This window comes from Winslowiella iniecta (assembly GCF_001267535.1).
GTDB lineage: Bacteria > Pseudomonadota > Gammaproteobacteria > Enterobacterales > Enterobacteriaceae > Erwinia > Erwinia iniecta.
This window is the reverse complement of sequence record NZ_JRXE01000005.1, coordinates 120,403-144,354: the sequence shown is the minus strand read 5'-3', so window position 1 is coordinate 144,354 and position 23,952 is coordinate 120,403. Positions and strand designations below refer to the sequence as shown.

Annotated in this window: 23 protein-coding genes and 1 pseudogene; 11 read left to right on the top strand and 13 right to left on the bottom strand. The window is 53.7% G+C overall.

Translation table 11 applies throughout. The features are described from left to right. Positions 1–27 precede the first annotated feature (27 nt). The 4 genes from NG42_RS04875 to NG42_RS04860 all read right to left on the bottom strand — a co-directional run bounded on the left by NG42_RS04875 (position 28) and on the right by NG42_RS04860 (position 4,220). Positions 28–1,539 carry a carbohydrate porin gene (locus tag NG42_RS04875; RefSeq protein WP_052898142.1) on the bottom strand — a complete coding sequence of 504 codons (1,512 nt, stop codon included), beginning with the start codon at positions 1,537–1,539 and terminating at the stop codon, positions 28–30. Between the two features lie 143 nt (positions 1,540–1,682). After that, positions 1,683–2,603, bottom strand: coding sequence for an aminoimidazole riboside kinase (locus NG42_RS04870; RefSeq protein ID WP_052898141.1), 921 nt, complete (start codon positions 2,601–2,603; stop codon positions 1,683–1,685). A 362-nt stretch (positions 2,604–2,965) separates the two neighbouring features. Beyond that, complete coding sequence (locus NG42_RS04865; RefSeq protein ID WP_052898140.1) at positions 2,966–3,220, bottom strand: biofilm development regulator YmgB/AriR family protein; 255 nt, start codon at positions 3,218–3,220, stop codon at positions 2,966–2,968. Between the two features lie 169 nt (positions 3,221–3,389). Next, positions 3,390–4,220 (bottom strand): MerR family transcriptional regulator, encoded by an 831-nt coding sequence (locus NG42_RS04860; protein ID WP_082203831.1) that lies wholly within the window; start codon positions 4,218–4,220, stop codon positions 3,390–3,392. 279 nt (positions 4,221–4,499) lie between these two features. On the opposite strand from NG42_RS04860, the gene NG42_RS04855 reads away from it, so the two are divergent. Next, positions 4,500–4,709, top strand: coding sequence for a CsbD family protein (locus NG42_RS04855; RefSeq protein WP_052898139.1), 210 nt, complete (start codon positions 4,500–4,502; stop codon positions 4,707–4,709). Positions 4,710–4,761: 52 nt separating this feature from the next. Here the strand turns inward: NG42_RS04855 and NG42_RS04850 are convergent, their stop codons facing one another. The 3 genes from NG42_RS04850 to NG42_RS04840 all read right to left on the bottom strand — a co-directional run bounded on the left by NG42_RS04850 (position 4,762) and on the right by NG42_RS04840 (position 6,737). Beyond that, the gene (locus NG42_RS04850; RefSeq protein WP_052898138.1) at positions 4,762–5,100 is read right to left on the bottom strand and encodes a hypothetical protein; all 339 of its coding nucleotides are present in this window, start codon (positions 5,098–5,100) and stop codon (positions 4,762–4,764) included. 90 nt (positions 5,101–5,190) lie between these two features. Then, entirely contained in the window at positions 5,191–6,093 is a 903-nt protein-coding gene (locus NG42_RS04845) for an SDR family oxidoreductase (RefSeq protein ID WP_052898137.1), read from the bottom strand. Between the two features lie 137 nt (positions 6,094–6,230). After that, positions 6,231–6,737, bottom strand: a complete 507-nt coding sequence (locus NG42_RS04840; RefSeq protein ID WP_052898202.1) for a TIGR00645 family protein — start codon at positions 6,735–6,737, stop codon at positions 6,231–6,233. Between the two features lie 216 nt (positions 6,738–6,953). Here NG42_RS04840 and NG42_RS04835 point away from each other — a divergent pair, with 216 nt between their 5' ends. The 6 genes from NG42_RS04835 to NG42_RS04810 all read left to right on the top strand — a co-directional run bounded on the left by NG42_RS04835 (position 6,954) and on the right by NG42_RS04810 (position 13,880). After that, positions 6,954–8,309, top strand: a complete 1,356-nt coding sequence (locus NG42_RS04835) for a cation:proton antiporter (RefSeq protein WP_052898136.1) — start codon at positions 6,954–6,956, stop codon at positions 8,307–8,309. A 90-nt stretch (positions 8,310–8,399) separates the two neighbouring features. Continuing rightward, entirely contained in the window at positions 8,400–9,497 is a 1,098-nt protein-coding gene (locus NG42_RS04830; protein ID WP_052898135.1) for an ABC transporter substrate-binding protein, read from the top strand. Next, positions 9,494–11,584, top strand: a complete 2,091-nt coding sequence (locus tag NG42_RS04825; protein ID WP_053115680.1) for a TonB-dependent siderophore receptor — start codon at positions 9,494–9,496, stop codon at positions 11,582–11,584. Before NG42_RS04830 ends, NG42_RS04825 begins: the two co-directional genes overlap by 4 nt. A 124-nt stretch (positions 11,585–11,708) precedes the next feature. Next, a complete protein-coding gene (locus NG42_RS04820) occupies positions 11,709–11,906 on the top strand; it encodes a hypothetical protein (protein ID WP_052898134.1) in 198 nt (65 codons plus the stop codon). 1 nt (position 11,907) lies between these two features. Then, positions 11,908–12,672 carry a hypothetical protein gene (locus tag NG42_RS04815; RefSeq protein WP_052898133.1) on the top strand — a complete coding sequence of 255 codons (765 nt, stop codon included), beginning with the start codon at positions 11,908–11,910 and terminating at the stop codon, positions 12,670–12,672. A gap of 83 nt (positions 12,673–12,755) precedes the next feature. Then, on the top strand, positions 12,756–13,880 hold the full coding sequence (locus NG42_RS04810) for a GNAT family N-acetyltransferase (protein WP_052898132.1): 1,125 nt from the start codon (positions 12,756–12,758) through the stop codon (positions 13,878–13,880). Here the strand turns inward: NG42_RS04810 and NG42_RS04805 are convergent. Beyond that, entirely contained in the window at positions 13,877–15,709 is a 1,833-nt protein-coding gene (locus NG42_RS04805; RefSeq protein WP_052898131.1) for an ABC transporter ATP-binding protein, read from the bottom strand. The genes NG42_RS04810 and NG42_RS04805 overlap by 4 nt on opposite strands. A 140-nt stretch (positions 15,710–15,849) precedes the next feature. On the opposite strand from NG42_RS04805, the gene NG42_RS21850 reads away from it, so the two are divergent. Further along, positions 15,850–16,005: a type II toxin-antitoxin system ParD family antitoxin gene (locus NG42_RS21850; protein ID WP_072133184.1), complete on the top strand. Its 156-nt coding sequence runs from the start codon at positions 15,850–15,852 to the stop codon at positions 16,003–16,005. Between the two features lie 107 nt (positions 16,006–16,112). Then, positions 16,113–16,715, top strand: a complete 603-nt coding sequence (locus tag NG42_RS04800) for an alpha/beta hydrolase (RefSeq protein WP_052898130.1) — start codon at positions 16,113–16,115, stop codon at positions 16,713–16,715. Positions 16,716–16,827: 112 nt separating this feature from the next. On the opposite strand, the gene crcB is transcribed toward NG42_RS04800, so the two are convergent. Both crcB and NG42_RS04790 read right to left on the bottom strand, forming a co-directional pair. Further along, complete coding sequence (crcB, locus tag NG42_RS04795; protein ID WP_052898129.1) at positions 16,828–17,202, bottom strand: fluoride efflux transporter CrcB; 375 nt, start codon at positions 17,200–17,202, stop codon at positions 16,828–16,830. A 182-nt stretch (positions 17,203–17,384) separates the two neighbouring features. Further along, positions 17,385–18,407, bottom strand: coding sequence for a zinc-binding alcohol dehydrogenase family protein (locus tag NG42_RS04790; RefSeq protein ID WP_052898128.1), 1,023 nt, complete (start codon positions 18,405–18,407; stop codon positions 17,385–17,387). A gap of 137 nt (positions 18,408–18,544) precedes the next feature. On the opposite strand from NG42_RS04790, the gene NG42_RS04785 reads away from it, so the two are divergent. After that, complete coding sequence (locus NG42_RS04785; RefSeq protein ID WP_052898127.1) at positions 18,545–19,447, top strand: GntR family transcriptional regulator; 903 nt, start codon at positions 18,545–18,547, stop codon at positions 19,445–19,447. Positions 19,448–19,676: 229 nt separating this feature from the next. After that, complete coding sequence (locus NG42_RS04780; protein WP_052898126.1) at positions 19,677–21,035, top strand: MFS transporter; 1,359 nt, start codon at positions 19,677–19,679, stop codon at positions 21,033–21,035. Positions 21,036–21,075: 40 nt separating this feature from the next. Here the strand turns inward: NG42_RS04780 and NG42_RS04775 are convergent, their stop codons facing one another. The 3 genes and pseudogenes from NG42_RS04775 to NG42_RS22870 form a co-directional block, all read right to left on the bottom strand. After that, on the bottom strand, positions 21,076–21,612 hold the full coding sequence (locus NG42_RS04775; protein WP_052898125.1) for a cysteine hydrolase family protein: 537 nt from the start codon (positions 21,610–21,612) through the stop codon (positions 21,076–21,078). Positions 21,613–22,097: 485 nt separating this feature from the next. After that, a complete protein-coding gene (mntP, locus tag NG42_RS04770) occupies positions 22,098–22,670 on the bottom strand; it encodes a manganese efflux pump MntP (RefSeq protein ID WP_052898124.1) in 573 nt (190 codons plus the stop codon). A gap of 216 nt (positions 22,671–22,886) precedes the next feature. Then, positions 22,887–23,952, bottom strand: a pseudogene (locus tag NG42_RS22870) (hypothetical protein); the annotation flags it as partial.

Genomic DNA, 23,952 nt, shown 5'->3' with positions numbered 1-23,952 from the left:
CTGTTCACTACGGTGGCCTGCGTTCGCTTAGAACCAGGTCTCCATTTGTACGCCGAAGTTCCATTCACCACCGGCGGTAAATCCGCTGCTGCCAAACGCATCATCACTGGCGTAGTTATCCAGCGACTTGTCCCAGTCCATCCAGCTGGCGAAAAAGCGAATTTCCGGCCGGGTAAAAAAGTCACCGATATCTGCCACCTTGAAGGTCGGCGCAAAGGTTAATTTGTAGTAGCTGCCGTTCACCGCCTGGCGATTTTTATAGCCCAGCGGCGAGAGATCCATGTACTGGTAGCTGCCTTCATAAGCCAGCGCGAAGTTCTGCGTGATTTCCTGAATCAGCCGGGCATTGAGGGTGACCCAACGGTATTCATCGCCATTGATATAACGATCTTTGCTCTGCTGAGCCAGCAGCGCCGGAGCAAAACTCCAGCGCGAATTCAGCGGCGTGACGCCATAGGTTGCCAGACGCCAGGTATTGGCATCCTGCGTCAGGTTACCGTCAGACCCCAGCCCCTTCACTTCCGCACCCAGGCCGTGACCGTACAGCAGCGCGGTTTGCGCCTGACCGTCGCGCAGACCATAGAAACTGTCGTTATGCAGCGCCAGCATGCCGTGAATCCCGCTGTCACCCGCATGTTCATTGCGCTGCGCCGGGGAGATGCGCCGATCGTTATCCTTTGCACGCAGGCCGCTCAGCATAAACTGCCACGGCCCGGCAAAGTTGTTGGCAGTGACGATGTAGTTTTGAATAGTGTTATCAATCGCTTCAATATCGCCGAAGTTACGCCCATAAATGGAGAAGTTACTCTTCAGCGTCTCGTTCCACTGCACATCGTAGATACCGCCTCCGGTTCCGGCGAGGAACAGCACGTCGGAATCCAGCCAGTGAATATCAAAGTTATCGCGGTCGAAGCGTTTACCGGCCCATAACGTGCTGTTTTTAAATACGCCGTTAAATGTTGGCAGGCTGCCCAGTTCAACAAATGCCTGACGAATATTGAGATCGCTGGTGTCGCCGGTCCAGTCGTTATAACTCTCCTGCCCGTCTGCCAGCATCACTTTAAAGCGCGTAGTGGCACCGTTTTCCAGCCGCTGTTTATGCTCCAGATTCAGCTCAACGTAGGTGTTGTTTTCGTTGCCCAGCCGCCCGACCGCACCGCCGGTTTCTCCGGCAGGCGTCAGATAAGGGCCACTTTTGGTCGCTGAAGCCGCATCATTCATGATCAGACCAGAACGCGCGTAGCCATGAAATTCGAAGCCATCCGCTGCGCGGGTTTTATTTTCGATTGCCGCAGTGCGTTCGGTGACCTGCTGCGTCGCCTGCTGATTTTGTTGTGCCTGCTGACGCAGCTTTGCCACATTCTGCTCGGCATCGCTGGCGCGCTGTTCTGCCGCGGCGGTACGTTTCTCCGCCATCTGCAAACGTTTTTCCATCGCGGCTAATCGCGCTTCGAGGCTGTTTAGTGTGGTTTCGGCATAAGAGGTATTGCCTGCCAGGGTTAATCCGATGGCGAGTGCCAGATGGCTTTTTCTTATCATTGTCTGTTCAGCTCCTGGATGAAGTACCGGAATTGCTAAACCGGTTCGACAAGGAGATTATTGGAATCAGCGAGAAGAAGGCAATGAGATTTGCTAACCCGGTTAGCGAATTGTGACCGGGTTGGCATTTTCACCCTTGGCAATCAAGCGGAAAGCAGATCATTGGCGTAGGGCAGCGCGGTCATCGCGCCTTTAGCGGTGGTGGCGAGTGCGCCGCAGCGTTGTGCCTGGGCAATGGCGGCAGAGAGATCGTCAGGATCAAGCGGATCGGCCTGTTGTGCCAGCGCGGCCAGCAGACCAGCCACAAAGGCATCGCCAGCGCCGGTGGTATCGACCGCCTGAACTTCGGGCGCAGAAAAGTGCTGCAACTGATTGTTTTTCCACAGCGTAACACCGGATTTCCCCTGCGTGACCAGCAGTAACGCGGGCTGATATTTTTCGCCGAACCGGCAGATGGCTGCGGCCGACTGCTGACCTTCGCTAAGCAGCGCCAGCTCTTCCAGTGACAGCTTAATAATATCCGCCTGCTGGAAAGCGCGGTCGAGCAGCGTCGCCATCAGATGTTTATCCGGCCACAGATCGTCACGCAAATTCGGGTCAAAACTCACCCAGCCACCGGCCTGTTTTATTGCACTTATCGCCTGAAACGCCGCGCTGCGTGACGGCTCGGCAGATAAGGCTATCGAGCAGAGATGTAAGCCTTCTGCTGCCTGAAATGTTGGCAGATGATCGACGGTAAGAAACAGATCGGCACTCGGGCGCACCATAAAGGTAAAGTGTCGTTCGCCATAAGCATCCAGGCTTACCAGTACCGTCGAGGTACGCTGATGACTGAGCTGATGCAAGTAAGCACTGTCCACCCTTTCCGCAGCCAGTACCTGACGCATAAAGTCGCCGAAGGGATCCCCGCCAACGCATCCGATAAACGCACTGTTTCCCGCCAGACGGGCAATACCCACCGCGACATTAGCCGGCGCGCCACCCGGGCACTGCAACAGCCGGAGAGACTCTTCAGGCAGCAGATCGACCACGGCATCGCCCAGTACCCAGACTCGTTTTGTCATTTTTAACTCACCCTTTTACGCATTCAGTTAAACAAGCTAAACCGTTTTAGCTCGTTTTGAAAAGAATAGCCAGCGCATCGTGCAAAGGGTCAGAACGGCAGAAACGCCGACGGCCTTGACAACGTAGCGATGAAAATCACGCCAGTTGCGCAAGACCGCAGGGTTTAAACGAGTCAGGCATACATAATAAAACTCGACGGCGGGTAGTTAAGTTCCGGGAGATTTTGCGAGATCACCACAACCAGGCCACCTAACATCCATTTCATATAACGTAGTAAGCGCATAGTTTCATCCTGTTTGAAGGTCATCGGCTACTGAATAGTCTGCTCACTGCTGCATTATCGCAGGTATTAATACAACAATTACTCACTGCCGGCATTCATTAACATCGACAGAGCTTCGCGCAAAACCTGTTGTTCTGCCGCATCAGACTCTGTTTCAAGACGTTCAACAATCACTGCCAGCAGATTTTTGCGCACCGCATTACTGGATGGTGCGATAAGCTGTTGATTAACCGCCTGCAGAATATCAGCGGTACTGCCAGGCGTGCTTTGCGTTAACTGCGAATTATTCAGATGAAGACGTAGCTCTTCATCAGTCGTGAGCTGAGTACTCATCGTTCTCTCCCGGGTATAAAAAAATCCGCTCCGGACAGGGAAGCGGAAAGCAAAACAGATAATCTGAAGCACAAGGAATGTCGTTCATGCGCGGTGTTCTTGGCACATTGCATGATTGTCGCTTAAATCTAGTCGCAAACTCTCGATACGCCAGTATCTGTCGTTAATTTTAGAGATTTTTCTCGGCAGGCAGGGTAGTGATGGGGTCAACACGGTCATCTGCCGGGGTAAACCAGATTGTTGTCGGCGGCGTTTTGGCAAGCCTGGCTGCGGGTCCGGCAAGGAAGATATACAAACCGCTTTCCAGCCAGCTGTCATATTGATGCTGCTGGCTGAGGGTCAGCGCACGATCGCTCCAGATCATAATATGCTCGGCCTGCACCCGGCTGAGATCGGGCTTAATAACGGTGCCACTCAATACTTCGACGCGAAAACCGTCGCCTGCATAGCGTATCGCTTCCAGCCATAGCTCCAGCGGGTCTTTCGCGCTAAAAGACATAATCAGCATGGTTGCCGCCGGGCGCTTGCGCACGCTACTTAACAGAAAGGTGGCATATTCAGTCAGCGCGGAATCCAGCAGCAGGCGCGACATATCCAGCTCGGGCTGCTTACCGGCGTTCAGCCAAGAGCGCAGCGGACGAATCACTTCATCAACAAAAATTGCCGGTGGGATTTCGCGGCCGTAACGCCAGATCAACGCCCGCAGCTTTTGCGGTCTGAACGCTTCGCAGTGGGCAAGAATTTGTTGCTGACAGGTCATCCAGCCCGAGGTCTGACGCAGGGTTTCGCCATTGATCAGCGCCAGCATATCGCTTAATGCCACCCCTTTTTTCAGCCAGGCAACGATGGTATTGATGCGGTTGATATGGCTACTTTCAAAAAAACGGTGACCGTTTTCATCACGCAGTGGTTTCAGCAGCCCGTAACGCTGCCAGCTACGGATATTGGCTGGCGTAACGCCGCACTGGTCAGCAAGCACATCAATCGTGAAGTGAGGCATGAAATGTCCCGAACGCGCGGAAATCCGCGAAGAGTTAACGTTTAAAAGCCGGCCGATGTCAGTGACGGGTGACCGCGCAAAACGCGGCGTTAGCCAATAACAGCAAGGCTTTCACGGTTTCGAACATTCACAAAGAGAAAGGCAAAAAAATAATGGGTGATTTACGTGTGGGATCACACTTCGTCGAAGCGGATCCCCACTCCGCAGCTAAGCTTATCACAGGCTAATCGGCCTGAGCCATCTCGCCAGTCTGGCGAGGACAGATCCCAGGAGATCATTATGAACGAAGATCGAATCAGCGGTAACTGGAAGCAGTTTAAAGGGAAAATTAAGGAGAAATGGGGCGATTTGACTGATGACGATATGACTGTGGTGGAAGGTAAGCGCGAGCAACTGCTGGGTAAAATCCAGGAGCGTTATGGTTACGGTAAGGATCAGGCGGAGAAAGAGCTGAAAGAGTGGGAAGACTCCAATAAATATCACTGGTAATCCTGCCGTGACAACACGCTGGCTGAAAAGCCAGCGTGACAGGCATTAACCGCTAATCGCCGCGATTGCGTTCATCGGCGCGCCCATTGCGCCCGCGCCATTGATGATGGCTGTCCTGAGTCGCAGCACCATCATTATCATTGTCCGCGTGGTTACCGCGTGCAGCATAAGATGGCAGAGTAAAGCCGGTTGCTGATTGCCTGATATGGCCCAGTTTTTTGCGTGCATTCCAGTAAATCAATACACGACGGTCATCGGCCTCGATTTCACCTAATTGCTGCAATTTCGCCATTACCGCATTTTTACTTAATACTTGCCGGTCGTCGGCCAGCAGGATAGTCGCTTCGCCAATCGCATGCTGAAGACTTCTTTTTTCATAATCAGTAGTCAAATCAGTTCCTCCGAGTTAAAAAAAATCGGCCGGGCAGTTTTGGTACTGTTTCCCGTCTTTTAAGCGGGCCACCGCGGCGGGCCGTTAAATTTACAGCGTGCCGGTGCCGCCATCAGAGCACCATACCTGACCTGAAGTGAAGCTGCTTTCCGTCGAGGCCAGCGTCACATACATCGACGCAATTTCGGCAGGCTGGCCGGGACGACCCAACGGTGTGTCTGCCCCAAACTGCTGAACTTTCTCCTGCGGCTGCCCGCCACTGGACTGCAACGGCGTCCAGTAAGGCCCTGGCGCGACGGCATTGACGCGAATGCCCTCTTTACCTAACTGCTTCGCCAGCGATTTGGTAAAGGCCACGATACTGGCTTTGGTCTGCGCGTAATCCAGCAGAATTTCGCTTGGCTTATACGCCTGAACCGAGGAAGTATTGATAATCGACGCACCGTGCGGCAGATAATCGAGCGCCGCTTTGGTTATCCAGAACATCGCATAGACGTTGGTTTTAAAAGTCGCGTCGAATGATTCGGTACTGAGATCGCGAATCGACTCGGCAAATTGCTGGCGTCCGGCGTTATTAACCAGAATGTCGAGACCACCCAGCTGTTCGGCGGCCTGATGCACCAGGCTTTTGCAGAAGCTTTCGGAAGTGATGTCACCGGGAATCGCAATCGCTTTGCGCCCCTCGGCCTTAATCAGCGCAATCACTTCTGCCGCATCGGACTCTTCTTCCGGCAGATAGTTAATCGCCACATCGGCACCTTCACGCGCATAGGCAATCGCCACCGCACGACCAATGCCGGAGTCACCGCCGGTAATCAGCGCTTTTCGGCCTGCCAGACGCCCCGAGCCACGATAGCTTTTCTCACCGTGATCCGGCACCGGGATCATCTTACTGGCAAGTCCGGGAATCGGCTGTGGCTGCTTTTCAAAAGGCGGTGCCGGATAGTCGACGGTCAGTAGCGATTTGGATGACGCTTTGTGGTGATCACTCATGCAGTACTCCTTCATCATTAGGATTGCCGTACTATTAAGCGTAGCAGATGTGATCGAACTCACATTGAGAGGGGCTAAAAGGTGGGACAGTTCCCGGCAGGGGCGGCGCGAAAGCCGCCCCTAAAAAATTACCGGATTCAGAGTGACTTTTTGGCATCCTTGCGCGACAAATTGTCGAGATAACCCATCACAAATGCGGAAAGGACAAAGGTCAGATGGATAATCACGTACCACATCAGTTTGTTATCGGCGATGTTGCGCGCATCCATAAACACCCGCAACAAATGAATCGAAGAGATGGCCACAATCGACGCCGCGACCTTGTTTTTCAGCGAGCCGGAATCCATTTTGCCAAGCCAGCTTAACTTCTCTTTGCCTTCATCAATATCCAGTTTGGAAACGAAGTTTTCATAGCCGGATAACATCACCATGACCAGCAAACCGCCCACCAGCGTCATATCAATCAACGACAGCAGCACTAACACCAGATCATTCTCGGCAATGGTCAGCACATGCGGCAACAGGTGGAAGACTTCCTGAAAAAACTTGATTGCCAGCGCCAGCAGGCCGAGGGATAAGCCGATATAGACCGGCGCCAACAGCCAGCGTGAGGCATACATAAGATTTTCTGCGAAACGTTCCATAGCATCCACTTCAAAGTTAAACAGCCGACAGTATAACTGATGCTTTCTCATCTTAATCAACAGCAACCACGGGATGTAGCAGGAAATTTACCGCACTTTACCTGTGGAGCCTGTCTGGCCTGATCTGCACGTAAAGCCATCGCGACTTATCCACAATATGCCAGGCTTAATCAGGCGTTCTTCCGCTTTAATTCTTGCAGAAAGGAAACAATAACCATGGATTTTCTGGGCTGGACTGCCGCAGTTGGCGGTCTGCTACTTTTAATGTCTTTAGCATCAGGGTGGATCCATCGCGGTCCGATCACCTCCTTTGGCCTGTATCTGGTCGCCGGGATAATTTGCGGCCCGTGGGTACTGGACCTGCTACAAATCGATATCGTTAAACACGCCACACTGGCATCACATATCACCGAAATTGCCATGGCGGCTTCGCTGTTTATAACCGGGCTGAAGTTACGCTTACCGCTGCGTGCGCCGGACTGGCGCGTCGGGATGCGGCTGGCATTTCCGGCGATGTTGTTAACGGTTGCCGGCGTGGCCGTAGTGGCGCACTTTCTCGCCCATTTCGACTGGCCGCTGTCGCTGGCATTCGGTGCCATTGTTGCCCCCACCGACCCGGTGCTTGCCAGCCTGATTTCGGTTAATGATGCACGCGACAATGACTCGCTGCGCGTGGCGCTTTCCAGTGAAGCAGGCATGAATGACGGCTCGGCACTGCCGCTGCTGATGCTGGCAATGCTCATGATTGTCAGTGAGCAGCCACTCTCGCTGGGTGTCTTCGCGCACTGGGCAGCAGTCGATGTGATTTGGGCGCTGGCCGGAGGAATCGCGATCGGTTTTGGGATGGGACGATTGATCGGCGTACTCACTACCCATCTGCGCAGCGCGCATCAGGATATTGCACCCAATGACTTTCTCGCGCTGGCACTGATCGCCCTCAGTTACGCGGCGGCACAGGCGGTGGATGCCTCCGGGTTTCTTGCGACTTTTGCTGCCGGCGTCGGTCTGCGCCGCGCGGAACTGCGGGTAATGATGCGACATCCACCGGAAAATCTGCCGGAGGACGATCAGCATCCCCCGGCGGAAATGCTGGTCGATATCAATCAGCGCCATCGCTACAGCGGTGCCGGGCTGACCAAATCAGTGGGTCTGGTGGTCGGCGATGCCCTGTCGTTTGGCGATACCATTGAGCGCCTGCTGGCGGCAGGGATGGTGCTGATTCTCGGTGTCACCCTTGCCCACCACTGGAACCTGACCGGTTTATTGATCGCGGCGATACTGTTTCTGCTGATTCGCCCGGCGGCGGTGTATCTGACGACTATCGGCACTGGCATGCCGCGTATGCGGCGGTTGCTGATCGGCTGGCTGGGCATTCGCGGCATTGGCAGTATTAACTATATCGCCTTTGCCTCAATGCACGGGCTGGCAGGCGCAGATGCGCAACGGATGGTCGATATGGCGTTTACCCTGGTGGTGGCCAGTATTGTGGTACACGGCATTACCGTCACGCCACTGGAGAATCGCCGTCAGGCGTGGCTGCTGGCAAGCCGCCAGCGGCAAGATTCCGAATAATCAACGCAGAAAGGCACGCATCACCGGGTTATTGATTGAGAGTTAGAGTGATTTTTATTATCATTTAATTTTCCAGCGATAATTATCACCATGCGTGCTTTTCTGCTGTTCCTGCTGCTGTTCTGCCATACCGCTCTCGCCAAACAAGTCACCGATATCACAGGTCAAACCGTTGAAATCCCTGATAATCCGCAGCGCATTGTGCTGGGCGAAAGCCGTATGCTGTACACGCTGGCGCTGCTGGAACCGGGCTATCCGGCGCAACGCATTGTCGGCTGGCCTGCCGATCTCGCCAAATATGACGCGCAAACCTGGGCGCTGTATCAGCAGAAATTCCCGCAAATTAGCAAGATTACTCAGCCTGGCTCCGGCAGCGTGCGCGATCTGAATGCCGAAAGCGTACTCAAACTGGCACCCGACCTGGTCATTCTGCCGCGACTGGCAAAAACCACCCATGAAGCTGCGCACTTCCGACAGCTGATGCAGCAGGCCGGTATTCCGGTGATTGTCGTCGACCTGCGGGTTGACCTGTTAAATAACACCGTGCCGAGTATGCGGTTACTGGGAGAAGTGCTTAATCAGCAGCAGCGCGCCGGTGATTTTATCGCTTTCTATCAGCAACATATGGAGCGTATTCGTCAGCGACTGGCTGATTATCACGGTGCAAAAACCTCAGTCATGCTGCATCTGCATTTAGGCCGTCGCGATACCTGCTGTACCACGGCTGTAAAGGGCAATCTCGGTCAGCTGCTGGCGTTTGCCGGGGGCGACAATATTGCCGCACCGGTGGTGAAAGGGGTATTTGGCGAGTTAAATCAGGAAGCGGTACTGGCCGCCATGCCGCAGGTGTATATCGCCACCGGTATGGCCGCGCCGGCCGCCGATGCCAGAACGCTACAACTTGGCCCGCAGGTTACAGCACAGCAGGCGCAACATAGCTTCCAACAGATTATGCAGGCGCACCCCATCCTCAGTCAGCTGAGCGCGGTTAAGCAGCAGCGCGCCTTTGCACTGTGGCACAACTTCTATCTCAGCCCGTATCACGTGGTGGCGGCCGAATTTTTTGCTAAGGCGCTCTATCCACAACTGTTTGCCGACGTCGATCCGCAGCAGACCATGCAACACCTTTACCAGCAGTTTTTGCCGCTGGAATTTTCAGGGACCTTTTGGAGTCAGTTACAACAATGAAAAAAATCACCACCTGCCTGCTGGGCAGCCTGCTTTTGCCGCTTAGCAGCCAGGCAGAATCCACGCTGATCGTCAATCAAGCGAGCAGTGACCAGAACGAAAGCGGTTATCAGCCGCACACTGCGACTACTGCCACGCGCAGCGCGGCAAAAATTATCGATACGCCGCAAAATATCACCGTGGTGCCGCATCAGATTCTGGCAGATCAGGACGCCAGTAACTTCGACCAGGCGCTGCATTACGTCAGCGGAATTACCCAGACCAACACCCTTGGCGGTACGCAAGATGCAGTGATGAAACGCGGCTTTGGTGATAACCGCGACGGCTCCATTTTGCGCGACGGCGTGCGCTCGATTCAGGCACGCAACTTTACCCCCACCAGCGAACGCGTTGAGGTACTGAAAGGCCCGTCTTCAATGCTGTACGGCATGAATGAGCCTGGCGGACTGGTCAATATCATCAGCAAAAAGCCGCTGCTGACGCCGCATGTTCATCTCGAAGGCCGCACCAGCAGTTTTAACGGCGGCGGCGGTCAGCTTGACGTTACCGGCCCGCTCGGCACTTCCGGTTTTGCCGGTCGCCTGATTGTCGATCACGATGAAACCGATTACTGGCGCAATTTTGGTCGTAACCGCCAGACGGTGGTCGCCCCTTCCCTGATGTGGTTCGGCGAAACCACCACCGTGCGTATCGCGTGGGAACATATGGAGTATCTGACGCCGTTTGACCGTGGCACCCTTATCGACCCGAATAGCGGTAAACCGGTTAACACCCCGCGCGATCGCCGTTTTGACGAAGGCTATAATGCCACCCGTGGCGATCAGGACACGCTGACTTTCCAGCTCGATCAGCAGCTGAGCGATAACTGGACCTCACAGCTGACTTACGCCTTTAGCCGTAATCGTTACAGTGATAATCAGGCGCGCGCCACCGCTTTTGATGCTGATACCGGCACCCTGACCCGTCAGGCGGACGCCACCGTCGCTGCGCAAAGCCGCTCGCAGACGGTACAGCTGACGTTTAACGGCGACGTTGACTGGGGTAAGATCAATCACCAGCTGCTGGCCGGTTTTGACTATGAAGCGGACCGCACTTTCCGTGGTGATATGATTCGCGGCACAAAAAACAGCGACTTCAATATTTATCATCCGGTTTATGGCCTGATGCCTTCCTCGACCGCCGTCAGTGCCAAAGACAGCGATCAGCGGGAAAATATCGACAGCCGCGGCGTCTTTATCCAGGATGCGATGCGCCTGAACGACGCCTGGTTGCTGATTGGCGGGCTGCGTTACGACAGCTTTGACGTGATGTCCGGCAAAGGCCGTCCGTTTGTCACCAATACCGACAGCTCTGACAGTCGCCTGGTGCCGCGTGCCGGCGTGGTTTACAACCTCAACAGCTGGTCCAGTCTGTATGCCAGTTATACCGAGTCGTTTAAGCCAAACTCATCCATCGCCACGCAGATTGATGCGCTGCCGCCGGAACTGGGCAAAGCCTATGAAGTGGGCGCAAAAGTGGATCTGCCGAACGGTATTACCGGCACGCTGGCGCTGTTTGATATCAACAAACGCAATGTGATGGTCAGTGAGTGGGTGGATGGCGAAAGCGTGACGCGCACCGCCGGAAAAGTACGCTCACAAGGGATTGAACTGGATGCTTCCGGTAAGCTGACCGACTCGCTGAGTGTCATCGGTAGCTACGCCTGGACCGATGCGCGCGTCACCTCCGATCCGGATAATAACGGCAATCAGCTGACCAACGTGGCGCGTCACACCGCTGCCCTGTTTCTGACGCAGGATTTCGGCGATACCGGTCTGTTGCCGGCGGATAATCTGCGAGTCGGGATGGGTGCGCGTTATGTCGGCCGCCGCCCGGGTGATGCCGCCAACAGCTTTTATCTCAGCGACTACACCGTTGCTGATGCCTTTGTCGGCTGGACCACGCCGATTGATAGCTGGCAGGTGAAGTGGCAGGTCAACGTGAAAAACCTGTTTGATAAAACTTATTATCCTTCCAGCGGCGGCAATCTGCGCGTGGCGGTCGGCGAGCCACGTGAAGTGGTACTGAAAGCCAGCGTCGATTTCTGATCCCTTGCCGCAGCCCGGTCAGTCCATGCACTGGTCGGGCAGTTAACCCGCGTAATGCAGAATTTTCTCCCTCACCCTTCACTTCGGACACTCTACACTTAAGGGTAAAAGGAGGAAAAAATTCATGTTCAAACTGGTTCGTTCACTGTTTTCCAGCCCGGAAAAATTACTGCAAGTACTGAATCGTAGCGATATTGAAGAGTCGATTGCCGACGGCGAACGCATCATTATTGATGAAGATGGCAACGCCACGGTGAATATCCTCAGCGAAGAGGTGCAACATGATTTTAATGAGCACGTTAACGCGCTGAAGAGGGCCTGAGATGGGTACCGCGATATTTATGGTGCTGATGGTATGCGGATACTGGTACACCAGCCGCGACCTCTCTACCCGTTTTAAAATCAAACGCTCTTTCGGCTGGGACGTCTACTTTTTGGTGGCGCTCTATGGTTGCATTTTTGTCCTGCAAGGGGTGATTGCGACCGGCCTGACCTGGCTGATTTTGCTGGCCGTGTCGGCCACGCTGAATGTCCTGCCGCAGTTTGCCGCTTTCGGCCACCATCATTACCAGATTGAGTTTATGACCTGGAGTTTCCTCGGCATTCAGGCACCGGTGGTGGTAATGCTGTCATTCGCGGTACTGTTCTGTCTCTATCGCTCAAACTGGGCGCCCAGTGCGCGTCTGAGCAGCAGCGGTCGCCAGCGGCTGTACAAACGCCTGACCCGCTCCAATGGCGTGGAAGGAATACTGTATCAGTGTATGGAAGAAGGTGAGCTGGCGTGGGTGACGCTGAAATCGCGGCGTATTTATATCGGCATGATCCACACCGCCTCATTCGATAATACTACCGCCAATAATCTGGTGCTGATCCCGATGCTGAGCGGTTATCGCAGCAGTAAGTCACTGGAACTCTGCATTGAGCACAACTACAGCGCCTGGTATGCAAAACATAATATTACGCTGACCTCGGAACCAAGATCGGCGATGATTTTCCGCAAGGTGATTCTGCTCGATCAGATTGAGAGTCTGTCGCTGTTTGATCCGGCCAGCGCCATGGCCTTACAGATGCATGCTGATGAGAAGTAACGGCCCGTCGGTGCGCTGATAATCTCAGACAGTCCCTGCCGATTTGCATTACACTCGATTTTTTATGCCAACGGAGCCTGTTGATGTCTTTCACCACGTTGACATCGTTGTCAGCACTGCCCGCTGCTGAATGGGACGCGCTGCTGCCGGACGATAATCCGTTTCTGCGCCACGCTTTTCTCTCCACGCTGGAAGAGAGCGGTTGTCTGAGTCAGCACAGCGGCTGGCAGCCTGAACATCTGCTGTGGCATCAACAAGGCACGCTGCGTGCGGCGATCCCCGGCTACCGTAAAAGTCACTCGCGCGGTGAATACGTTTTCGATCACGGCTGGGCAGACGCCTGCCATCGTGCCGGTATTGCTTATTATCCCAAATGGCTGGGTGCGATTCCTTTCAGCCCGGTAACCGGTGCCAGAGTGTTGGGCGAATCCGCAGCGGCCAGCCAGCTGCTGGCGCAGTTGCCCGACTATCTGCTGCGCCACGGATTATCTGGCGCACATATCAACTTTACCGACGCCGAGGCGGACAGCCTGCTGGCCGCGCAGCCAGCGTGGCTGGAACGCCATGGCTGCCAGTATCACTGGCATAATCGCGGCTACCGCGATTTCCAGGATTTTCTCGACAGCTTAATGTCGCGCAAGCGCAAGCAACTGCGCAAAGAGCGCGAGCAGGTCGCCGCATCCGGCATTGAATTTAGCTGGCTGGAAGGTGCGCAGGTGACGGAAAATCAATGGGATTTTATCTACACCTGTTATGCCAACACTTATGCGGCGCGCGGACAACGCCCTTATCTGACGCGGGAATTTTTCAGCCTGTTGGCACAGCGGATGCCGGAAAATATTCGCGTAGTGCTGGCGCAGCTACGCGGACAGCCACTGGCCATGGCCTTTAGCCTGGTCAGCGGCAGCACATTTTATGGTCGCTACTGGGGCGCGATAGCCGAGTTTGATCGGCTGCATTTTGAGGCCTGCTTTTATCAGGGAATGGATTACGCCATCGCCGCCGGACTGAGCCGTTTTGATGCCGGTGCGCAGGGAGAACATAAGCTGGTCAGAGGGTTCGAACCGACGCTGACCCGCTCATGGCACCACCTGTGTCACCCCGGTTTACGTGCGGCGGTCGACGATTTTCTTCAGCAGGAGCGCAGCGGCGTCGCCGACTGGATCGTCGAGGCACGCGACGCCCTGCCGTATCGTAAAAACGATTAATCGACGCCGACAAAACCACCGGTCTGATGCTGCCACAGGCGGGCATACAGGCCGTTTTGCGCCAGCAGCTCACGGTGGCTGCCTGATTCAACAATCTCGCCCTTCTCCAGCACCACCAGCCGGTCCATCTTCGCAATGGTCGACAGGCGGTGGGCGATGGCAATCACGGTTTTGCCCTGCATCAGGGTTTCCAGGCTCTCCTGAATGGCTGCTTCCACTTCGGAATCCAGCGCCGAGGTCGCTTCATCCATCACCAGAATTGGCGCATCTTTTAACAGCACGCGGGCGATGGCGATACGCTGGCGCTGGCCGCCGGACAACTTGACGCCGCGTTCGCCCACCTGCGCATCCAGTCCGGTTCGTCCCTGTGGATCGGAGAGCAGCGGGATAAACTCGTCAGCACGCGCACGGTGAATCGCGGCAATCAGCTCCTCCTCGCTGGCATCCGGTCGGCCATACAGTAAGTTATCGCGAATCGAGCGGTGCAACAGCGAAGTATCCTGGGTAATCATGCCAATCTGTGCCCGCAGGCTTTGCTGGCTGACCTGAGCGATATCCTGACCGTCGATCAGAATGCGCCCCCCGTTGATGTCATACAGACGCATCAACAGATTCACCAGCGTGGATTTACCGGCACCGGAAGGGCCGATTAAACCAATCTTTTCACCGGGTTTAATATTAAGATCGAGGCCGTTAATCACCTGGCGGCTGCCGCCATAATCAAAGTGCACCCGATCAAAATGAATCGCACCACGCTGAACCCGCAACGGTTCAGCATCCGGCTGGTCGGCAACGGTAATCGGCTGAGAAATAGTTTTCAGTCCATCCTGCACCATCCCAATATTTTCGAAGATGCCGTTAATCACCCACATAATCCAGCCGGACATATTCACAATACGGATCACCAGTCCGGTTGCCAGCGCAATCGCACCCACGCTAATCAGTGATTGCGTCCACAGCCAGAGCGCCAGACCGGTGGTGCTGACTATTAACAGGCCGTTTAGCGTCGAAATAGTCAAATCCATACTGGTTGCCATGCGCGTGGCCTGGCGCATTTTATCGGTCTGCTCCTCTATCGCCTCACGCGCGTAGCGCTGTTCCAGATCGGTATGAGCAAACAGTTTCAGCGTGGTGATATTGGTGTAGCCATCAACAATACAGCCCATCAGTTTGGATCGTGCATCGGAAGAGGCCACCGAGCGCGCTTTGATGCGCGGCACAAAGAAGCGCATCGCGCTGATATAACCCACCATCCAGATAATCAGCGGCACCATCAGCCGCCAGTCGGCCTGCGCAAATAACACTAACGCGGTGACGGCATAGATCAGCACATGCCACAGCGCATCCACCGTCTGCACGGCGGAATCGCGCAGCGCATTACCGGTTTGCATAATGCGCTGGGCAATACGTCCGGCAAAATCATTCTGGAAAAAATTCAGGCTCTGACGCAGCACATAGTTGTGATTTTGCCAGCGGATCATACTGGTCATGCCGGGGTTAATACTCTGATTAACCAGCAAATCGTGCAAACCGATAAACACCGGACGCAGAATCAGCGCCACAAAGGCCATCCACAGTAAAATCCCCCAATGTTCGCTGAACAGCGTGGCGGGCGAGGAATTATTTGCCAGATCGATAATACGGCTGAGATAGCTGAACAGCGCCACCTCAATTAGCGAGGCCACCAGCCCGACCGCCAGCAACGCGGCAAAACTGCGCCATACCTGGCGAAGATAGTAAAAATAGAATGACCAGACCCGATCTGGCGGTGCCTCGCTGGGCGCATCCTGAAAAATATTGATCAACCTTTCGAAGCGGCGAAACAGCATAGACAGCCTCTCTTGCAATCCATTATGAGACAGTCAGCTTAGACTTATTCACTACGGGCTTCAGCTTAAATGGTCAGAAAAAGCACAAATAATGACTTTCATGGCAATATCCTGCACTGACAGATACGCGATGAAAAAGTATTCTGGTACGTGAAAAACAGGCTGAATCAAGCCTGCAACAATTACGTGACCTTGTTGCTGAAGGATTAGCCAGTGGAGAAACCACGGAGTGGGATCGCAATACATTCCTCTCAAGGGTGAGAGGAGAAGTCAGTGATGAAGAGCAAAAGGATTAATTTAACCCCAGGGCCGAACAGGATTTAGCAGTTCATGTTCTGCATCAATCTCAGGATGCACTTCAACACATTAAATGGTTGTGAATGCACCCGATTCAGGAGTAAAGATGGCAAAAAGTTTAATCATTATGCTGCACGGTGTCGGCAGTAACGGCGACGATCTGGCCGGTTTGGGCAGCCACTGGGCACCGGCGTTATCCGGCGCGGCTTTTGCTTCACCAGATGCCCCGTATCACTTTGAACATGGTGCAGGTTATCAATGGTTTAGCCTGAATGGTGTTACCGCGCAGAATCGTCCGGCGCGAGTGGCTGAGGCGCGTGAAGCCTTTGACGATACACTGCGGAGCATTGTCGACGCCCATCAGATGAGCGACCAACTGAATCGGGTCGTGCTGGTCGGTTTTTCGCAGGGATCGATTATGGCGCTGGATGCCCTGGCCACCGGCCGCTGGCCGGTCGCTGCCGTGGTGGCATTTTCCGGGCGGCTGGCATCTCCTGAACCCTTTACCCCGGCGACACAAACGCCAGCGCTGCTGATTCACGGCCATGCCGACACGGTGATTCCATGGGCAGAAAGTGAGTCTGCGGCGCTGCGGCTGATCGCTGCGGGCGTACAGGTAAAAACCCAGTTTGAACCGGCAACCGGACACACCATTTCCGGCCAGGGCGCGCAAACCGCGGTTAAATTTATTGCTGATTGCCTGAAGTAAATCTGCAATAACGGGCGGCGAGAATGCCGCCCCTACAACCCACTGTTATTACAGGAATTATGTAGGGGAGCCGTTTTCGACTCCCGTGCCGAGGGCATGCAGCGTGGCATCCTTAAAGCACCGTAATTAACGCAAAACCGGCAAAGGTCATCAGCAGCGATCCGATCACATGGGTGATAATGCTGAGCATCGCCCACAGATAATTACCGCTTTGCAACAGCAGCATAATTTCGGCTGAAAAGCTCGAAAAGGTCGTCATGCCGCCACATAAACCGGTAACAATCAATAATTTCCACGCCGGATCCAGCTGCGGATTTTTCATAAAATACGCCAGCGCCATGCCGATAATAAATCCGCCGACCAGATTCACAATCAGCGTTCCCGGCGGCAGATTGGGAAATAACGCATTGAAACGCACTGAAATCAGCCAGCGCAGCACACAGCCCACCGCACCACCGGCCACTACTGCCAGCAAAGATTTAACCATTATTGCCACGTCCTCACGATCCCACTGCACCCTACTCTGTCAAAGAGGATACGTGCGCCAGACGTCATTGACTACACTATGGTGCATTCTTCTGCAGAAAGTGACCATCGGCGACAACGCGTTTACCGCGGCCGATAAACAGAAGTATCGCGAGGCGTAACCCTCGCGCAACCGGCGTAATTTCAGAAGTGAATCACGCCTTTAATTAACTGCCGGTTGTTAATCACCTGCGCCTCAAACACCTCGGCCAGACTGGCAAACTCGAAGTGCTGATTCAGCATCATCGCGGCGGTGATTTTGCCTTCCGCCATTAATTGCCTGACCCGGGTAAAATCCTCCAGCGTGGCGTTGCGGCTGCCCATCATGGTGGTCTCTTTCTTGTGGAACTCCGGATCTGAGAACTGCAAATCCCCTTTAAACAGCCCGACAAACACAATCGTGCCGCCATGACGGATCAGGCTGATGGTGTTATTCATTGCCTGCGGGCTGCCGGTGGCATCGATCACTTTGGCCGCCAGCATCCCGGAGCAGTGCTGACGCAATGATGTTTCAAAATCAGCGTCGAGCGGATTCAGTACTGGCAAGCCCAGCGCACGGGTGACATTCTGACGACGAAACTCGCTGGTATCAGCAACCACAACATTCGCCCCGGATGCTCTGGCTATCGCCGCCACGCCGAGACCAATTGGTCCGGCACCCACCACCAGCAGATCTTCATTTGGCTGCAATCCGGCGCGGCGCACTGCATGGGCGCTGATGGCAAAAGGTTCGATCAATGCCGCCGTTTCCGCTGGCAGGTCGTCAACCGCCAACAAATTCGCCGCAGGCACGCTGAGATAGTCGCAAAAACCGCCGTCCTGATGGACACCAATCACCGAAATATTTTCGCAGCAGTTCGTTTTGCCGCTGCGACAGGCACCGCACTCTGAACAGGACACATACGGAATCAACGTCGTGCGCTGGCCAATATGCAGATGTTTCACCTCACTGCCGAGTGCCACCACTTCGCCGCACAACTCATGGCCTAATACGCGTGGATAACTGAAAAAGGGCTGATTCCCTGCCCAGGCATGAATATCGGTGCCGCAAATCCCGGCAGCGATGATTTTTATCAGCGCTTCATTCGCCTTTGGGGCCGGTTTTTCAACGTGCTGATACACCATTTTTCTCGGTTCTGCGCATACCAGCGTGTTTATCATCGTCATGGCTACTCTCCTGTTGTCTGTGCGCTGTTATGGCGTAAAAAACCGGCGCGGAAATTTCATCAGTGCAGAAGTGTGACAGGAGACTGATTTTTTGGTCCTGATGTGGTTTTTAATGGATTTAAAAACCGGGAGACACCATGAGCCGATCGCTGGAACTTCGTCAGAATGTGATTAATCAGATGATCGATGCCCTGGTGCATGGTCAAATCCGTTCGCCGCTGCCCCCGCAGGCAGCGCTGGCCGAGATGTTTAATATCAGCCGCACCACCGTGCGCCATACGCTGGCGCATTTTGAGCAATGTGGCGTGCTGGAGAAAGTGGCTGAATGCTATCTGATTGCCCGCCAGCCCACTCAGCATGACGGCTTCAGCGAGCTGTATCCGCCGGTCGATAAACAAACGGCACTGTTTGAACAGGCTTTTTTCCAGATGATTAACCAGCGTCAGCTCAAGGCGGGCGACACCTTCTCGGAAATCAAGCTGGCGCAGTCGGTAAAGGTCAGCCCGGTAGTGGTCAGGGAATTTTTGCTGCGCTTCTGCCGCTATAACCTGATTGAACAGGTGCGGCGCGGCTACTGGCATATGAAAAAATTCGATCAGAACTACGCGGAGAAGCTGTTCGAGCTGCGCGAAATGCTGGAAACTCACGCGCTTAACCGCTTTATGAATTTGCCCGGCGATGACGGGCGCTGGATGCAGGCCAGAGATTTGCTGGACCGCCATCGTCAGATGCGCGACACCATCGCCAGCAGTTACCGCATGTTTGCCCAGCTGGATAAAGAGATGCATTCTCTGATCCTGTCAGCGGCAAATAATCCCTTCTTCAATCAGTCACTTGAAATTATATCCGTTATTTTCCATTCGCATTATCAGTGGGATGAGAGCGATTTAAAATCCCGCAATATCGTCGCGCTGGAGGAACATATGGCCATTCTCACCGCCATACTGAGCCGCAATGATGTGGAGGCCCATTGTGAACTGCATCGCCATCTCTCCACCGCCAAGCAATCGATGATTCGCTCGATTAATCAGTATAGCTGAGTCCGCTACGGCAATTTTTATCGCCCTGTCGGCAGAAAAATCGATTAAGTACCGATAAAAAACCGCAAAGCATTAGCTGCCGCACGGAAATGAAACAACTTCGTAACACGCTCACTTTTTACCCTCCAGGATGCTGATCTGTTAATCCCCAAACCCCGACTGGCAACTGACCTTCTGGCGATGTTGCCGATGCAAAATAATAAAACTCTACACATTCCGGGAGTGAGTAATGGAAAATAGTCGCAGCGTAACCGGTAACGAAGCCAGTACCGTGAAGGGCACCGATCCGGTTGATTTCGTGCCCGCTCGCGGCGCGATTTTACGATCGCCACGGATCAAAAAGATCCAGACCACCGCAATGATCTTGTTGTTCCTTGCAGCCATCATTAACTATCTCGATCGCAGCTCACTGTCGGTCGCGAATATGACTATCCGCGGTGAACTGGGTCTGAGCGCCACTGAAATTGGCTTCCTGCTGTCCGCTTTCTCGCTGGCCTATGGCATTGCCCAGTTACCTTGCGGTGCGCTACTGGACCGCAAAGGACCGCGAATCATGCTGGGTATTGGCATGTTCGTCTGGTCATTTTTCCAGGCGCTGTCCGGGTTGGTACATAACTTCACCCAGTTTATTCTGGTGCGTATCGGGCTGGGTATCGGGGAAGCGCCAATGAACCCGTGCGGCGTTAAAGTGATCAATGACTGGTTTAATATTAAAGATCGCGGGATGCCCATGGGCATTTTCAACGCCGCTTCCACCGTTGGCCTGGCGATCAGTCCCCCGATCCTCGCGGCAATGATGCTGGTGATGGGCTGGCGCGGCATGTTTGTTACCATCGGGGTATTGGGGATGTTTCTCGCGGTGGGCTGGTACATGCTGTACCGCAACCGCGATAACAGCACCCTGACGAAAGAAGAGATTAATTATCTGGAAGCGGGCAGTGTGCGCGCCAGTAAAGAGCCGTTAAGTTTCCGCGAGTGGCGTGGGCTGTTCAGAAACCGCACCATGTGGGGCATGATGATTGGCTTCAGCGGCATTAACTATACCGCCTGGCTGTATCTGGCCTGGCTGCCGGGTTATCTGCAAACCACTTACAACCTCGACTTAAAAAGCACCGGTCTGTTATCCGCCATTCCGTTCCTGTTTGGTGCTGCGGGTATGTTGCTGAACGGTTTTGTCGTCGATGCGCTGGTGCGTAAAGGCATGGAGCCGTTGAAAACCCGCAAAATCTGTATTGTCGCCGGAATGTTGTTCTCCGCCGCCTTTACTGCGGTGGTGGTGCGTGCCGATAACACCGGCAGTGCGGTGGTGTTAATTGGGATGGCGCTGTTCTGCATCCACTTTGCCGGTACTTCCTGCTGGGGACTGATTCATGTGGCGGTTAACTCACGCATGACCGCTTCCGTCGGTGGCATCCAGAACTTTGCCAGCTTTGTCTTTGCCTCATTCGCGCCGGTGGTCACCGGCTGGATCCTCGATACCACCAACTCGTTCAGTCTGGCGCTGACCATCTGTGCCTGCGTCACGGTGCTGGGCGCGATGTCCTACCTGTTTGTGGTACGCGACCCGATTATCGATACGAAACTCTGAGTCTGTAACCGGCTGGCGGCAGCACTGCCGCCAGCTTTCGTCAGTTTTTAAAGCTCACTTCATCGCTGGTCAATACGGTGACAAACGGCCCCGAAAGCAGCTTATTATGATGAGCCACGATTTGCTCAGCGCTCAGCACACCATTATCGAAAGTGCTGTGAGCATCGCTGACCAGTACGGTGTCCAGACCCAGATCGCGGCCAGCGCGACAGGTGGTATCAACACAGTAATCCGACTGCATTCCCGACACGATCAGCTTATTGATACCTTTCTCTGCCAGCAGGCTCAGTAACGACGTCTGGTAAAAACAGCTTGGCCGCGTTTTGGTCAGATAACTGTCGTGCTCTTCCCGCTGCAATTCGGGCGCGATCTGCCACATCTCGCTGCCTTGCGCCAGAATCGTTCCATCCGGCCCGGTATGCTGCACAAAAATGATGGGTTGCTGGCTTTCACGCGCTTTGGCGATCAGCTTATTGATATTACTCAGCAAACTTTCTTTGGCCCACGGCGTCTTTTCGCCATTTACCAAACCATTTTGCATATCAATAATCAGCAGAGCAGCAACGTGTTGACTCATGGTTTTCTCCGGTTAAATCGTCCATAAGGAAAGCCAGACTGGTTTAACTAATACATTGCCTGATAAGAGAAAAATAGCAAGAAGAGAGAATTTACCGGAAGAAACGGAGAGGTTTGATAACCATCGGTCGATCCTTAACCGTGGCTATCGAGGGTTCTTTGCAGACCGGTTTCGCGATGGAAACTCAGTGCAGTGCGCCCGGCGGTACGTGCTTATAAGCTTCAACGTAGGTGCGGAACACATATTTAAAAAATTTTTTCATGATACTACCTGGTTCAAATTTTGTTGAATAACGCTAAAAATTATACAAGCCGCGCGTTTTTCAGGCAAATTTATTTGAGGCAGATCACAGAAACTGACTAAAGTATGCAAAGATTAAGTTAAACAAAAGCTAAACGAGATGGGATTTTTAACCTTTAGCAAAGGCAGATTAATGCCACATGGGAAACCGATTTCGGCTCCCGTCCTGCTGGCAGGGTTCCTTCTCAGCTCAGCAACCCTAAATGTTCCACCAGAATGCTGCAACCGATACCAATCAGTACCACACCACCAACCACTTCGGCCCATTTCCCCATTACCGGGCCAATAAAGCGACCTAACAAAATTCCGCTTGCCGCCATCAAAGCAGTCATTGCGCCAATCGTCAGCGCGGTGGCGACAATATTCACCTGCAGGAATGCCAGACCCACTCCGACCGCCATTGCGTCGATACTGGTGGCTACCGCCGTGGTGGCCAGCAGCAAAAAACCGTGGCGTTGCGGTTGTTGATATTCTTCCTGTTGCGGACGGCGAAAGCCTTCAATAATCATACGCGCACCCAGTACCAGCAGCAGCGTGAAGGCGACCCAGTGATCCCACGCCATAATATACTGACTGGCCGCGAGGCCGATGGCCCAGCCGATTAACGGCGTTAAAGCCTCAATGGTGCCAAAGATCAGCCCGGTTCGAATCGCCTCTTTGAGCGTCGGGCGGTGCAATGCAGCACCTTTACCAATTGCAGCGGCAAAGGCATCCATCGACATAGCAAAAGCGAGAATCAGTGTGGCGTAAACGTTCATTGTTTTTATACCGACTGCGTGCTGACGAAAGAAAAAGCCTGCTATTCGTCAAAAATTGCGCGAACTTTTCAAAAGAGCGCGCATGCTATCACGCAGCAGTGAATATAAAAAGACAATAAAATCATGGATTTGAGTATAGCCAAGGCTATACATTTTAACGCAGGCTAACTTGCCGAATGCTGATGTTGGTGGGCCAGACGAAGCTGGCCCGAAAGATCAAAGCGTTATCTGCGGAAATGCCTGCGAAGAAAGATCGCCATACGAACCCGATTGCGGGCCACCGTCATATAACAGTTCCAGTTTACTGGCGTCTTTCACTGACCCTTTGGCGATAAAACGCCGTGAAGAGTTGTTGCTTTCAATCTGTCCACCGGCGAGGAATAGATTGCCCGTTGAATCAAATGCGATACCGATATAGCGGGTATATCCGCCAGCAAAAGTTAACTGCGGGAAACGGAACAGATAACGCGTTCTCCATTCCGTAGGTGAACGGGTATCTTCCACCACCCACAAATCACCGTAAAAGCCGATAAGCCAGGCGCGGTCATTACCATCAAAGACAATATCGGTAATCCACTGCTCTTCCAGTGAACCAAATGCCACGCGGGATTCCCCTGCACCCGGCAGTACCGTCAGAGTATGGCGCGCAATATTGGTGGTGGCAGGGTCGTGACTGAACCACGACACTACGTTTTTCATCCCACGAAACATATAGCCGGTGTTGTCTTTACGGAAGGCAAAACCATCAAGATATTCTCCACCGGAAAGCGAGCTCATCAGTTCAAAGGTTGCCCCTTCCTTACCACGATAGACGGTGCTGGTATCGACAGCCATATAGTGATAACCGTCGGTGGTAATCGCATTGCTCTGACCCATTCGCTGAGCGCTATCCACCGCTTTACGCTTCAATGCGCCGGTTTTCACATCATGGGAATAGATATCGCCATTATCATCCTTGTTTCCTTTCCAGATATAGCTATTGGATTGCAATACAATCGCAAATAACTCCTCATCTTTCGGCGCTTCAGGTACGGCAGGTAGCTCCTGCGGTTTGGCTGGCGTCTCCTGCTTTTCCGGAACTTTGCCATCAGGCTGTTTAGGTGAGGTGGCGGGCGTCGGTGAGTCGCTAGGCTTATCTGAACTGTGATCATCGTGACCGTGACAGCGGCAAGGCTTTTTGCCACCTTCCTGCGGTTTACAGGCAGTAACCAGTTCTTTTAAAACATCAGCAAGGGTATTGACCGCTTTAACAATCTCTTCCTGCAAATCGCAGATGCCTTTT

What these genes read in the sequence shown, in the direction of transcription:
- NG42_RS04875 (WP_052898142.1), bottom strand. Translation starts at nt 1,539, where the DNA reads ATGATAAGAAAAAGCCATCTGGCACTCGCCATCGGATTAACCCTGGCA.
- NG42_RS04870 (WP_052898141.1), bottom strand. Translation starts at nt 2,603, where the DNA reads ATGACAAAACGAGTCTGGGTACTGGGCGATGCCGTGGTCGATCTGCTG.
- NG42_RS04865 (WP_052898140.1), bottom strand. Translation starts at nt 3,220, where the DNA reads ATGAGTACTCAGCTCACGACTGATGAAGAGCTACGTCTTCATCTGAAT.
- NG42_RS04860 (WP_082203831.1), bottom strand. Translation starts at nt 4,220, where the DNA reads ATGCCTCACTTCACGATTGATGTGCTTGCTGACCAGTGCGGCGTTACG.
- NG42_RS04855 (WP_052898139.1), top strand. Translation starts at nt 4,500, where the DNA reads ATGAACGAAGATCGAATCAGCGGTAACTGGAAGCAGTTTAAAGGGAAA.
- NG42_RS04845 (WP_052898137.1), bottom strand. Translation starts at nt 6,093, where the DNA reads ATGAGTGATCACCACAAAGCGTCATCCAAATCGCTACTGACCGTCGAC.
- NG42_RS04840 (WP_052898202.1), bottom strand. Translation starts at nt 6,737, where the DNA reads ATGGAACGTTTCGCAGAAAATCTTATGTATGCCTCACGCTGGCTGTTG.
- NG42_RS04835 (WP_052898136.1), top strand. Translation starts at nt 6,954, where the DNA reads ATGGATTTTCTGGGCTGGACTGCCGCAGTTGGCGGTCTGCTACTTTTA.
- NG42_RS04830 (WP_052898135.1), top strand. Translation starts at nt 8,400, where the DNA reads ATGCGTGCTTTTCTGCTGTTCCTGCTGCTGTTCTGCCATACCGCTCTC.
- NG42_RS04825 (WP_053115680.1), top strand. Translation starts at nt 9,494, where the DNA reads ATGAAAAAAATCACCACCTGCCTGCTGGGCAGCCTGCTTTTGCCGCTT.
- NG42_RS04820 (WP_052898134.1), top strand. Translation starts at nt 11,709, where the DNA reads ATGTTCAAACTGGTTCGTTCACTGTTTTCCAGCCCGGAAAAATTACTG.
- NG42_RS04815 (WP_052898133.1), top strand. Translation starts at nt 11,908, where the DNA reads ATGGGTACCGCGATATTTATGGTGCTGATGGTATGCGGATACTGGTAC.
- NG42_RS04810 (WP_052898132.1), top strand. Translation starts at nt 12,756, where the DNA reads ATGTCTTTCACCACGTTGACATCGTTGTCAGCACTGCCCGCTGCTGAA.
- NG42_RS04805 (WP_052898131.1), bottom strand. Translation starts at nt 15,709, where the DNA reads ATGCTGTTTCGCCGCTTCGAAAGGTTGATCAATATTTTTCAGGATGCG.
- NG42_RS04800 (WP_052898130.1), top strand. Translation starts at nt 16,113, where the DNA reads ATGGCAAAAAGTTTAATCATTATGCTGCACGGTGTCGGCAGTAACGGC.
- crcB (WP_052898129.1), bottom strand. Translation starts at nt 17,202, where the DNA reads ATGGTTAAATCTTTGCTGGCAGTAGTGGCCGGTGGTGCGGTGGGCTGT.
- NG42_RS04790 (WP_052898128.1), bottom strand. Translation starts at nt 18,407, where the DNA reads ATGACGATGATAAACACGCTGGTATGCGCAGAACCGAGAAAAATGGTG.
- NG42_RS04785 (WP_052898127.1), top strand. Translation starts at nt 18,545, where the DNA reads ATGAGCCGATCGCTGGAACTTCGTCAGAATGTGATTAATCAGATGATC.
- NG42_RS04780 (WP_052898126.1), top strand. Translation starts at nt 19,677, where the DNA reads ATGGAAAATAGTCGCAGCGTAACCGGTAACGAAGCCAGTACCGTGAAG.
- NG42_RS04775 (WP_052898125.1), bottom strand. Translation starts at nt 21,612, where the DNA reads ATGAGTCAACACGTTGCTGCTCTGCTGATTATTGATATGCAAAATGGT.
- mntP (WP_052898124.1), bottom strand. Translation starts at nt 22,670, where the DNA reads ATGAACGTTTACGCCACACTGATTCTCGCTTTTGCTATGTCGATGGAT.